The organism is Halanaerobium sehlinense (assembly GCF_055379485.1).
This window is the reverse complement of the sequence record NZ_AP042442.1, coordinates 94,697-108,028: the sequence shown is the minus strand read 5'-3', so window position 1 is coordinate 108,028 and position 13,332 is coordinate 94,697. Positions and strand designations below refer to the sequence as shown.

7 protein-coding genes are annotated in these 13,332 nt (G+C 30.5%); 2 read left to right on the top strand and 5 right to left on the bottom strand.

Going from position 1 to position 13,332, the window contains the following annotated elements:
• Positions 1–12: 12 nt before the first annotated feature.
• The 4 genes from ACZ446_RS00490 to ACZ446_RS00475 all read right to left on the bottom strand — a co-directional run bounded on the left by ACZ446_RS00490 (position 13) and on the right by ACZ446_RS00475 (position 8,109).
• Complete coding sequence (locus tag ACZ446_RS00490; RefSeq protein ID WP_464393215.1) at positions 13–1,569, bottom strand: PAS domain S-box protein; 1,557 nt, start codon at positions 1,567–1,569, stop codon at positions 13–15.
• A gap of 208 nt (positions 1,570–1,777) precedes the next feature.
• Positions 1,778–3,553, bottom strand: a complete 1,776-nt coding sequence (locus tag ACZ446_RS00485) for a diguanylate cyclase (protein ID WP_464393214.1) — start codon at positions 3,551–3,553, stop codon at positions 1,778–1,780.
• Between the two features lie 53 nt (positions 3,554–3,606).
• Entirely contained in the window at positions 3,607–5,865 is a 2,259-nt protein-coding gene (locus ACZ446_RS00480) for a putative bifunctional diguanylate cyclase/phosphodiesterase (RefSeq protein WP_464393213.1), read from the bottom strand.
• 168 nt (positions 5,866–6,033) lie between these two features.
• Entirely contained in the window at positions 6,034–8,109 is a 2,076-nt protein-coding gene (locus ACZ446_RS00475; RefSeq protein ID WP_464393212.1) for a methyl-accepting chemotaxis protein, read from the bottom strand.
• A 298-nt stretch (positions 8,110–8,407) separates the two neighbouring features.
• On the opposite strand from ACZ446_RS00475, the gene ACZ446_RS00470 reads away from it, so the two are divergent.
• Entirely contained in the window at positions 8,408–9,658 is a 1,251-nt protein-coding gene (locus tag ACZ446_RS00470; protein WP_464393211.1) for a helix-turn-helix domain-containing protein, read from the top strand.
• A gap of 539 nt (positions 9,659–10,197) precedes the next feature.
• Here the strand turns inward: ACZ446_RS00470 and ACZ446_RS00465 are convergent.
• Positions 10,198–10,320, bottom strand: a complete 123-nt coding sequence (locus ACZ446_RS00465) for a diguanylate cyclase domain-containing protein (RefSeq protein WP_464393210.1) — start codon at positions 10,318–10,320, stop codon at positions 10,198–10,200.
• Between the two features lie 406 nt (positions 10,321–10,726).
• Between ACZ446_RS00465 and recD2 the strand changes: the two genes are divergently transcribed.
• Positions 10,727–13,108 (top strand): SF1B family DNA helicase RecD2, encoded by a 2,382-nt coding sequence (gene recD2, locus ACZ446_RS00460; RefSeq protein WP_464393209.1) that lies wholly within the window; start codon positions 10,727–10,729, stop codon positions 13,106–13,108.
• Positions 13,109–13,332: the final 224 nt, after the last annotated feature.

The window sequence follows — 13,332 nt, the reverse complement described above, 5'->3', positions numbered from 1 at the left end:
TAGCTCTTTTCGTTAGAGCTTTCTATATATTGCGTAAACACCAATTTTATTATCATGCAGTAGTACAGGAAAGGCTGTCAATTTAAGTTTTAACTTATTACCATTATATGTAATTCTGCGAACCTCTTTTTCTATTTTTTCACCTGTTAACACTCGGTGGATAAGATCATCTGTATCAGTTTTGCTCCCACTTTTTGTTATTAGCTCATCAAGCTTTTTATTTTTTAATTCTTTTAATTGATAACCAAAAAGACCTTTGAATTTATTATTTGCATTGATTACCTTTTTGTCAATATCCAATAAAACTAAAGCCTCAGGAAAATTGTTAAATAGCTGCAAATAATGATTGGTAACTTTTTGTTTCTCTTTTCTTGTTCTATTTTTACCATATGGAATGATTGAAATTATATTTTTAGAATTACTTTCTTCTGTAATCGGAATTAATATATTTTTATAAGAATGATCAAGATCATCTTCAATCATCACTCTAAAAGTTATCTTTTTATTTTCAGTTAAGACTTCTTTAAGCTTATCTTCATAGGTGATTCCTTTTTTATTTTTTAATTTTAGCTTGTTAAATTTTTGACCAATATCAACTTTGTTTAAGTTAAATATTTTTTTAGCCTTCTGATTGAAAGTAATTAATTCCTTTTTGTTATTTAACTTTAGAAAAACACCTGGTAATTGATCCATCATCATTTCGGAGTTTTTCTTGGCCATAATCTCTTTTGTTACATCTTGATGTAAAATTAGGACTTCATATTCTCCTGCTCCTTTAAAAGAAGAAACATACATCCTAAACCATCTTTTTTCAGAAGGAGAGTCACAAGGGTAGTCCAAAGTGAAATATTCGCTTTTCTTATTTAATACTTTTAAAATACCATCATAGGCTGCTTGAGCTTTTTTATCGCCATCAGCTGCTGCCTCTTTTGTTACTTTTAAATAGTTATTCCCAACACCTGTATTATTAAGCAAACCATCATTCTCAAATGCAAATTTATCCCAGGAGATATTAGTATAAAGTATATTTCCTTTTTCATCTAAAATAGATATATTACCTGGCACGGAATCAAGAGCAGAGGCAGCAATATACTTTTCTTTTTTTAAGTTTTTATTTTCTCTTTCTTTTTTCTCCAGATCAGTTTCTCTTTTTTTGTCACTATAAATATCTTTTAATATTAGTTCCATCTGTCTTCTAAACTTTACTAAATAACTACTATCATGCCTTGAATTTAAATTATCATAAGGAAAATATACTATATAAATATAATTATTTATAGTCAATTTAAAACTGAGTAACTTTTTTTTAAAATCATCAAAATATTTTTTTAAAATGTTTCTTTGTTGCTTTTCATCTGCTTCAAATAATTCGTCATAGATATTAATTCCAGGTATTATTTTAGCAGAAGCAACCTCAAAACTTTTGCTGCCTGAATTAAAAACTTTAGTCATGTTATTTGAGTCAATTACCATCATCTGTAACTCCTGAACATCAAAAAAGTCAGCCATAATTTCTAACTCAAGTTTTATATTTTCTCTCAGTTTTTTTGTTTCAAAAATTTCAATCATTTAAATGCACCTCATAACACTATTTAAATTTCTTCTTTTCTATTTTTAATATAATTATTTATATATAGACAATTAACCCCTATAGGGGTTATGGGTATATTAATAATAAAAAATTTTTAACCTATATATATAATTCATTAAGCAATATAAATAACCTTTTAAAAAAATCACTTTCGACAAAGAAAGATAATTAAAGACAAATTTACTATTAAACTTCCAAAGTCATCTTAACAAATTCATCTACAAGTTCAGGATCAAACTGGCTTCCTGAACATTTCTTTATTTCTTTTAAAGCCTCTTCTTTTGACAATGGCTCACTATAAGGTCTGTCGTGGGTCATTACATCATAGGCATCAACTATCGCAATTATCCTGGAGAAAAGTGGAATCTCTTCTCCCTTTAACCCATTCGGGTAACCTGTTCCATCCCATTTTTCGTGGTGGTGTAAGATATATTTAGCAATTGCTGAAAACTCCTCAGTAGAGCTCGCTATTTTATAGCCTCTTTCAGCATGCTCTTTCATTGTTTCCCATTCATTATTATTTAACTTATCCGGTTTTTTTAAAATCCCCTCAGAAATTGTTACTTTTCCTATATCATGGATCGAAGCTAATAGAGATAGATTACTCAGCTGCTCATAACTTAAATCCAACCTTCGTCCCAGTTTAACTGCTAATTCTTCCAGCCGCTGAACATGTTCCTTATTTTCGTTGCTTTTGGCTTCCAGAGTAATCATTAAATTCTTTATAATATTATTTTTACTGTCCTTATTTTTTACCAGTTTATCTTTATACATATTATCATCAGCCTGATCAAATATCTGCTCAATCTCTTCTTCCAGCTCAGTTTTAGTCGCAAAACCAATACCTAAAGAAAGTTTATTCCCTTCAACATCAACCTTACTGCTTTCTTCTTTAATTCTTTTTATAATTTTCTCAACATCTTTTTTGGGAGTCCGGGGTAAGATAAGGGCAAACTCGTCGCCGCCAAATCTTGCTAAAATATCTTCGTCTCTCAGACATGACTTAAGCACAACCGCTGCACTTTTGATCAGTTCATCTCCTGCTAAATGGCCGTAGACATCATTGATCATTTTGAGACCATTAACGTCAATGACTACCAAACTCAGCGGCAGCTCATCTTTATTATCCAGCCGTTTTAACTCCTGATCAAAATATGCCCTGTTATAAAGTCCTGTTAACTTATCATTATAGCTTAAAAACTCAAGTTTCTTTTCTTTCATTCTCAGATTTGTCAGATCTACCTGCATTGATAAAATACCTGTTCCTTTATCAGGTAGATTAATTTTAGTTTCTTTAAAATGAGTATAATAGTGCTCTCCATTTTTATTAATATTATCAAGGTTAAATTCTAAATCCTGACCACTCAGTATTATTTCTATATCTTTTTTTGACTCTTCAATTCTATCTGGTGTAACTAACTTATTAAAAATATTATCCCCTTCTAATTCTTCCTTACTGTAACCGGTCATCTCACATAGTTCGTCATTAACCTCGAGGATATTTCCGTCTGGATCCTCGACCAGCATCCCAATTGGAGCAGTGTTAAATATCTTTTTATACTGCTCTTCTCTTATTTGTAATGCTTCTTCATAATTTTTTCTGTCAGATATATCTTCATGCATAATTAAAACCCCCTCAGCAAAAGGGGTAACTATCATCTTTACCCAGGATCTATTTTCCGAAGATGAATCATGATATTCTAATTCAAACTTGTCTTTTTTGTTTTTGACAACGGCTTTGATTCCAGAATTTATCTCAGCAGAATAATCTGCTGCAGAATTATTGAAACTTTTAATTAGCTCAATATAATTTAAACCGATACTGTTATTTTTTATTACTTTATCTGTTTCTGAAATATATTTTTTCCAGTCATTGTTTATAAATATGATTTCCAAATCTTTATTTAAGATCACACTTTTATATGCTAAAGAATTTAGAAAACATGGAGTTTCGCAGAGCATTTTATCACCTTCTATATATAATTATTAATACAATTCAATCTATATTATATCACTCAAGTTAATTGAGGTAAAGACTCAACCAGATTAATTAATAACAAATTGATAGCATCTTTTTCGGATATAGGTTTACTAATAAAATATCCCTGAATAATATCACAATCATTTTCCAACAGATACTCTTTTTCTGCTTCCAGTTCCACTCCTTCAGCAATAACTGTCAGGCCTAACCTGTGACCAATGTTAATAATAGGCGTAACCAGGATATTTTCTTCCTTTTTTTTGGTTATCATATTCACAAAATATTTATCAATCTTTATTGTATCCAGATTTAATTCCGTTAATCTGTGGAAAGACGAATAGCCTGTACCAAAATCATCTAAAGCAACTGTTATTCCTGCAGTCTGAAGTCTCGCAAGTTTTGCATTTATTATCTCAAAATTATTAAGTAATACTGATTCAGTTATCTCTATTTTTATATTGTTTGGGCTGGCTCCATTCTCTCTTATCACTTTTAGAATATTTTCAGTAAATTTGTCCTGAATGATATCCAGTCCGGAGACATTAACAGAGATTTTTAGATCCTTAAATCCCAGGCTTTCTAATTTAGCTGAAAAAACTGCTGCTTTTTTGAATATTAATCTAGTTAGGGACATTATAAAATGTCTATTTTCTGCAATATTTATAAACTCTTCAGGAGATATTTTGCCATATTTATCAGACTCCATTCTTGCCAGTGCTTCAAACCCTATGATTTGTTTTGAAACTAAATCCAGCATTGGCTGAAATTCTAAATATAAGCTTTCTTTTTCCAGTGAAATAGCCTCTTTTAATTCTCTTTCAATATCATCTCTACGGATAATTTTTTGTTTCATTTCCTGATTAAAAATAACATAATTTTTATTAGATTCTTTTCGGTAGTCGACAGTAATATTTAGATTACTGAGAATTGTATCTATATCTTTATATTTATTAATCTCTTTTTCAACAGCTATACCGGCACTTAAGTATTGATTATCAAATTTAGCTTTTTTAAATATTAAATTTAATTTCTGCTGAATTTCTTTAATTTCTCTTATAATCTCTCTATCATTTGAATAATTTTGATAGACCAGTATAAATCGATCAGCATCAAATCTAAATAACTTTTTGTTATCATTCTCCAGATTCTTTAATTGCAGTGCAAAGTCTCTAATTAACTGGCTGCCATAATCATAACCAAAACTGAGGTTGATCAGATTAAAATTATTTAAATTTATTAAAAATAAAGCAGTTTTCTCATCTTCTACAACCTCATTTGTTAAATATTCTTTTAAATATTCTATGTTGGGTAACTTTGTTAATTTATCATTATAGGCCAGCTCAACTAAATTTTTGTTTTTTTGATAATTCAAATAAAATGAATAAAGAATTATAATATATACTATTGTAAGAACTAAAAAAGCAATTTTAGAGAAAATACCTATCATTTTATTAGTCTCATCCATTGGGTAGAGAAGTGATAAATAACCCTGATTATTATAATCAAATCTGGTAATAACCCTGTAGAATTCTTCATTATTTATCTCAACAACAGCCGAACATCTATTATTTTCTTTCAGATTATTAATTACATCTGGGTTAGTTATTTGACTATTTATCAGCTTTTCATCTGTACTGTGGGTAGTAATAAAATCATTATTAATAAAAGATATCCTTTTAATTTCGGCAACACTTTCGATTTCATTAATTATATCGACTAAACGGAAATTGGATAGAAGACTATCAATAGAACTGGATTTGATTCCTACCTGAATAAAAGACCCATCCGGATTTCTAAAATACCCATATTTATACAATACTCCAGTTTCTGAATCCGGTCTAATATCTTCAACCCGGCTTTCTTGATCACTCTGCCAGAATTCATAAACAGGGTGGCCTGGTCTGGGTTTCCAGCCCAAATATTCTGGATGATTGGATTCTACAATAACAGCATTATCATTATATATATAAACTGCATCTAAATTTAAAGTGGCAGCCAGTTCCTCAAACTGACTGTTGTAATCTTCCTCGAGAGAACTAATAAGCTTACTAATAACAGTCAATTTTTCTACCAATAGTTGATTAACCAGTAAATTAGCATCTGCTCCTTTTTTTAAACTATACGAATAACTCTCTGCAATTCTTAAAGTTTTTTTCTCCATCTCATCATAGAAATGATTTTCAATCAGCTGAATGCTGTAATAACCCAAAATTATAAAAATTAAAGTTGCAGCTATCGCCAGTATTATTAAAAGCCTAATATCAATTTCCTCATAATTTAAAATAGCTTTCATTTTGATTTGATCACCCCATTCAATTTGAAACATAAATAGATATTATTCTGTAAACCATGAATGATTTGATAAAAGGGAAAAGTTAACTTCCCCCTTTTATTTATTTCTTATTTAACTCTCATTTCCAAATCTAGTTGACATATAATCAAAATTAAATAGTAAACATTTTTAAATTTCAAATTCACTTACTAGATTAGTTAGATTAATAGCCATTTGAGCCAGATCATCAGCAGATTTAACAATTTCTTCTGTGGAAGCAGCCTGTTCTTCACCTGAAGCTGCTACTTCTTCTGCATTACTGGCTGTATCTTCACTAACATGAGCAATTTCTTCTACCAGTGCTTCAACTCGAGTACTCTTCTGATTCATCTGTTTAGTATTGGAAGAAGTATTTTCAATTAACTCTTTTAGTTTTTCAGCAGCTTTACTAATCTTTGTAAAGATCAGCCCGGTTTCTTTAATTGATTCTTCACTTTCTCCAACAATAACTTCTGATTCTTTCATATCAGAAACAGCTTTTTCTACCCGAGATTGAATATCTGCTATTAATTGTGCTATTTCTTCTGTTGCTGAAGTTGATTCTTCGGCTAAATCCCTAATCTCATCTGCTACCACACTAAATCCTCTGCCGGCCTCTCCAGCTCTGGCAGCTTCTATAGCTGCGTTTAAAGCAAGTAAATTAGTTTGATCAGCTATGCTGTTTATTAGCTCTATTATATTACCTATTTCCCTTGACAAATCTCCTAAAGCATTAATTCTAACTGCTACATCACTGGTATTATTCCTAACATTAATAACTTTAGTTATTGAGCCATTTAAGAGCTTGCGTCCATCACTTAAAATATTCATTACATCATCAGCCTGTTCGTTCATCTCAGTTGAATCTTTATCTACATCTTCTATCTGGTCAATTAGGCTACCTATCTGCTCTTTTGATTCTATAATTTGAGCGGTCTGTTCTTCAGCCCCGGAGGCAACCTGCTGGATTGCTCCTCCCACCTGTTCAGCAGAAGCTGCAACTTCTTCTCCAGAAGCCGACAATTCTTCACTGGAGGCTGCAAGGTCATCAGAGAGATCAGCCACCTGATTAATTATTTTTTGTAAACTCTGCATCATTTTGTTAAGTGAATTTCCTAAAACACCAACTTCATCTTTTGATTTAACTTCAATCTGCGGTGCTTTTAAATTCCCCTCTGCAATTTCTCTGGCCAAATTTACGGCCTGTAATATTGGTTTGGTTATTCTATTAGCAAAGAAATAAGCAACTAACCCTACCAGTAAGGCAAGGACAGCTAGTTGAATATATGTAGCCTTAAGAATTTTGTTAACTACTGCTAAAACTTCGTTTTCGTCAATTTCTGCCACAATTGCCCAGTTTATTCCCGGTATATTTAGAGTTTTGTAAGTGCTTAATACTGGAACCCCATTATAATTATCAATAATTTTAACATCTGTTTTATTAGCAAAGGCTTCTGCAACAGCTGTAGTATTAATTTCTCTTTCTAAAATAGTAGTTTCTTCACTAAAACGAGAGTTAGAACGCATTAATTTATCTTCTCCAACTAAAAATATCTCTCCTGTTTTCCCCATTCCAGATACTTCATTTACTATTCTATCAATTCTACTGTCCAATACTTGAACTGCCATGACTCCAATCACCTGATTATTATCCCTAATCGGAGCAGAGATAAAAAGTGCTGAAGAATCAACTGGTGAATAATATTTATAATCTGTAATCGATAGTTCTTTTAACCCTTTTTGAAAAGCAGTGGCTAAATTACTATTATCATACTGGCCATTGAGTAAATTTGTTCCCAGATCCATATTTTGTGCTCTAGAAAAAACAATATCACCCTGATTATTAATTAATAACAGGTCTCTGTACCCAAATCTCTCAGAGGCTGTTTCCAAATAAGACCTGTATTTTTGATCAATATTACTATATTCTCTACTGTCTAATCTACTGTCTTTAAATGTATTATTAATCTCCTCGAAAGCTTCAATTAAAGTTGGTGTTTGACTTAAAATAAAAAGTGAATCAATTTTATCATTAAAAAAGTTTTCAACCTGAGCTGCTTTGATATCTCTTACTGCTGTTAATTTCTCCATGTCGCCATTTTTTATTGCCTGGTTACTATTAGTTATGGAATAATAACTATAAAAAACCATTGGTATTAAACTAACTACCAGCATTATCAAAATAAATTTATACTTTAAGCTAAATCCTTTGAATTTAATTTTCAATTTATTTCCTCCCTAATTTTTTTATATCTATTTGATCACAACTTAAATAAAGTGTGTATTTTTAGACTATTTTCTATATTATCTATATTTTAACATGTTTTATTATTATTAACATTAGCTAAAATAAGAAATAAATACACGTTTTGTAATTTTAAGGAGCAATAAAACCTATTATTGATTGATATACACATATCTTTATATTTTTTGCAATATTCTTTATATGCGAAGCAAATTATTGTATAATTATATAATAATATACTTTTTTATTTATTATATTAAACAAATAAAGGTGATGAATATGGAAGGTTTAGCAAATAGACTAAGAAAACTAAGAAAGGAAAACAATTTAACTCAGGCAGATTTAGCTAATGAACTTTCTTTTTCTAAAACTACTATTGCCAATTATGAACAGGGGTTAAGAACTCCCAATATAGAGACATTAAATGAAATATCTAATTATTTTAATGTGAGTTTTGATTATCTTTTAGGAAAAAGCAATAAAAAAACAATTTCTAAGTGCTGGCTCCAGGAAAGTAATAATATTATTTTTACTGTTCAAAAATCAAACTTAAAAATTAAAAAATGCAGTATTGGAGCCTGCTCTTTTTATGGTTATGAAAGAAAAAGTTTAATTGAAATGGGACTTAGTGAATTAAGTGTTTATCTTGACAAAGCTTTGAATAATAGGCTTGAAGCTGATTTAAATAATATATTTTTCGATATTCATAAAACTAATGATGGTTTTTTATATACAGTAAAAATTATCTCACTGGAACTTTCACATAACCTTTTAACACTCCATATAACCCCCATAAAAAAAGAAAAAAGGGATGAAATTAAAGATAGAATTACAAACAAAATAGTTAAAAACAAAAAAAATTCTAAAAGTAATAATCATAAAGATTATTACAATAGAATTCAACAAAAATATATTTCAAATATTATGGCCGGTAATGAAAGCCTTGCTTTTTCTGAACTGTTAAGCTGTTTAAATAGAGATCTGGAATTAAGTGAAATTTATCTTAAAATTTTAAAACCTTCATTTGATAAATTAGACCAACTAGTAGAAAATAATAAAATTGATTTTGACGAAATATATTATTTTACTCAAAAAACTAAGGAGGTTATGGCTCAGCTCAAATTATATTTTCCAAAAAATTCGCTTGCTAACCGAAACACTGTTATTGCCTTTACACTATCCAACGAATCCCATGATATTGGATTAAAAATGATAAGCGACTATTTTGAAATTAATGGCTGGAATACAATATTTCTTGGATCTAAATCACAAATTAGTTATTTATTAAGTTATCTGTATAAATATAATCCACAAATAATTTTAATTTCGGTAGCAAATATTCAAGATTCAACTTTAGTTAAATATATAATAAAAACTATTAGAGAAATTAAATCAGTTGAAAAAACAAAAATAATTGTCGGGGGTAGAGCTTTTGATAAAAATCAAATTTCCTGGAAAAATGTTAATGCCGATGCTTATGCAGTTACTCCAGAGGAAGCTTTAGAGAAAGCAAATAGTCTGATCAATTAACTTATTGTTAATTGGGTCAGTTAAAACAACTTCATGTCTATGTTTTTTCTTGATTGTAAATTCATTAATACTGGTATAGCTTAGTTTATTTTATCCTGCTATTCTTGAATACTCACGTACATCAATCTGTTTTAAAAGATAAAATTTAAAATGCCTATTTTCTTTGAATGATCAGGCATACTCTTAAAATTTTTAGGTATTGTTCTATTGCCACAAGATTTCGTAATTCAAATAAATTGGTGATAAGAATATTATGTATTTGCTTGACTCTTTTATTTAATTTTTGGTGTGCAACCTACTTAATTAAAAAGGAGCAGGCAAATGATTTTTTTATTTATATTTACATTTCTTTCTTCACAATATTAGTTTTACAAGCGGTCAATAAAGTGATTTATCTTCTACCTTTATTCTTATACATGTTGTTATCTGCTCTTCATGCACTCTATTTATATCTATTTCGCTATTTTTAGCTGTGCCCATCCTAAAGAAATAATAAGCTCTTCTGGTATCACAACATCTTTATTTATAAAAACAAAATTTTATTCGATTCTTTTATATATATTTTTTGTTGTGTCTTCATCAGTTTCTGATAATAATACCACAAATTCATCTCTACCAATTCTGGCAACTACATCTTCAGTACTGACAAAGTTTTTAATCACCTCTGTAGCTTTTTAATATATCTATCACCGATGCTGTGACCATAATTATTATTGATGTCCTTAAATTATAATATGTTTTAAATTATCACAGCTTAAATAAACATTTACAAACTCAACAGCGAAAAATCCATTTATATTATTTTATGTCAACGAAAAATAAAATAAGAAAACTGTTATGACAGCGGTTATAAAAATTACCATCCATTAAATGTCAACGTTTAATATGCATTTAGTAAAGTTTCTACTTATCGTTGACATTTAATATTAATTTAAGCCAAAACTACTGTTAAAACAACGATATCAGGAACATTAAATGTCAACGTTAATTGTTTCTTATTTTATTTGCAGGAAAGAACTTCATAGATCAAGAATAGTTATAATAGCTGCTATTTCAGGAGGTGTCAGAATGTCAGGCTTTAATTTCAAAACTAAAGTCCTAAAAGGAAAAATAACTAAAATAATCTATCAGACTCAAAAGTCGAATTATGTCGTTCTGCTATTTAAAACAGAAAATGATAAAAAGATTACAGCAGTTGGCAACATGTCTTCACCCAAAAAAGAATACACTTATGAGCTCAAAGGTAAATTTATCAGAGATCAAAAATATGGAATCCAGTTTAGGTTTGAGAAATATAGAAGTTCAATGCCCGATAACCGAGAAGGTTTGATTAAATATCTCAAATCGGTGATGACAAAGGTAGGAGATGTTCGAGCAAATAAAATTATAGATGAACTTGGTATTGATGCTTTAGAAAAAATAAAAAATGATCCTAATCTCCTAAAACAATTTGACTTCATCAGTGATCTGCAGCTGCAGGAAATAAAAAAAGAATTATTCTCTGACGAATATCGAGCAAAATTCATCAGTTCTATCTGTAATTTAGGTTTTTCAACAAATAAGGCTAATAGTATCTGGAAGCATTATCTCAAAAAAGGAATGACACCTGAGAAAATTCTTAAAGACCTTTTAGATAATCCCTATCAGCTGATTGATGAAATCGACAATGTTGGCTTCACAAAGGCAGATAGAATTGCTCTTTCTTTAAATGACGATAAAAAGTCAATCTTTAGAATAAAAGCCACCATTGAGCACTTACTTAAGTCTGCTGAAGTAGAAGGTCACAGCTATCTGCCTAAATCAGAGCTACTGGAAAGACTGCAGCAGCTACTTGAAGTGAAAATAGAAGCAGATAGATTTGAAAAGGCAATTTCGGAGTTAAAAAAAGAAGAAAAATTGATTATTGAAGCTGACAAAATCTATCAGTACTTTCTCTATCAGGCTGAAAAGGAGATTGCTTATCAGATCAAAACCCTTATCCAGTCAAAAAGTAAAAAAGTTAAATTTAAAAATCTTGATCGGATAATAGCAGAAAAGGAAGCTGAAGCAGAAATACAATTTGCTCCAGAACAAAAAGAAGCTATTAAAAAAGCGTTAAATAATAGTATTTCTATTATCACTGGTGGCCCGGGCACTGGAAAATCACTGATCGTTAAAACAATCTGTGAAATTTACCAGAACAAAAATAAGCACCATAAAATCCATCTAGCCAGCCCAACAGGTAAAGCAGCCACCAGATTGGAAACTCTGACTAATATTAAAGCAAAGACAATTCACAGGCTATTAAACTTTCGTGGTGAGGGATTTGATGAACACTTTGTACTTGCCCATCCCGGACTTTTAATTGTCGATGAGTTTAGTATGTGTGACATCCCTTTAGCCTATCACCTTTTTTCTGCCGTTAATGCTAATTTAAAGGTAGTTTTTGTGGGAGATACTAATCAGCTCCCGAGTGTTGGCCCGGGCAATGTGTTGAAAGATATGATCAGCTCAGGGATTATTCCTATTACAGAGCTTAAGGAAAATTTTAGACAATCTGATGAGGGAGTAATAATTCCTTTGGCCAAAAAAATTACCGAAGGAGAGCTGCCTCAACTAAATGATGGCCCGGACTTTGTCTTCAAAAAAATTAAAAATGAAGAATCTGCTCTCGAAGAGATTATGGCTGTTTTTAGACGGTTAGATCGAAACTTTAATATCTTTAATATACAGGTTATTTCACCGATAAAAAATGGTGTACTTGGTGTTAATAATCTCAATAAAGAAATTAGAGCCTGTGTTAATCCTGCTGTTAGCTCAAAGCCTTCAATTGGTCCATTTAGGCTTGGTGATAAAGTAATGGTAATAAAGAACAACTACGATAAAGAAGTCTTTAATGGGGAGTTTGGACAGGTTATCAAGGTCAATAATAAAAGATCTCTTGCTGTAAAAATTCATGAATCAGAAAGAGTCGTTAACTTCAAATCTGATGAGCTAAATTACCTCAGACATGCCTATGCCTGTACTGTTCATAAAAGCCAGGGTAGTGAATTCCCGTTCTTAATTATGGTCTTGAGCAGCTCTCACAATATTATGCTCAGGAGGGATCTGCTATATACTGGGATTACTCGAACCCAAACGAAGTTGATGCTTCTAAGTGATTTGAACACTCTCAAGAGAGCGATAGATAATAATATTGTGGAGAACAGATACAGCTCCTTACTGGAGTATCTTAAGTTTAGCAACTTTGTTTCCATTGGTGATACTGTAAAGCTCAAAGACAGACTGAATGATGAGGTTATTGAATATAAGGTAGTCGAAGAAGATGAAGCTGATGTTTTTAATTCTAAGATCAGTTTTAAATCTCCAATTGGTAAAGCACTGCTCAAGCGAGAGGCAGGAGATATGTTTGAGCTCACTACAAATGGTAATAGAAATGTTTATGAAATCTTAAGTGTGAACTCTAACTGATCTACTCAGTGTTTACTCATCTACCAAAGCTTTTAGCAGCAGTGACTTTAGCTTAAATGCAATCTTCTATCAAGTGTAATTAAATTGACAAATCTTATTTTCTGTTAGGATAGGTTTTAGCTTTCTTTTTTTAAACCCATTGAGGAGAATCACTTTTTCGCTGCAATTATTGTTTAAGCGATTTTTTGTAAACTTTTTATTTTTTTATCCCAACAGGCATTTGA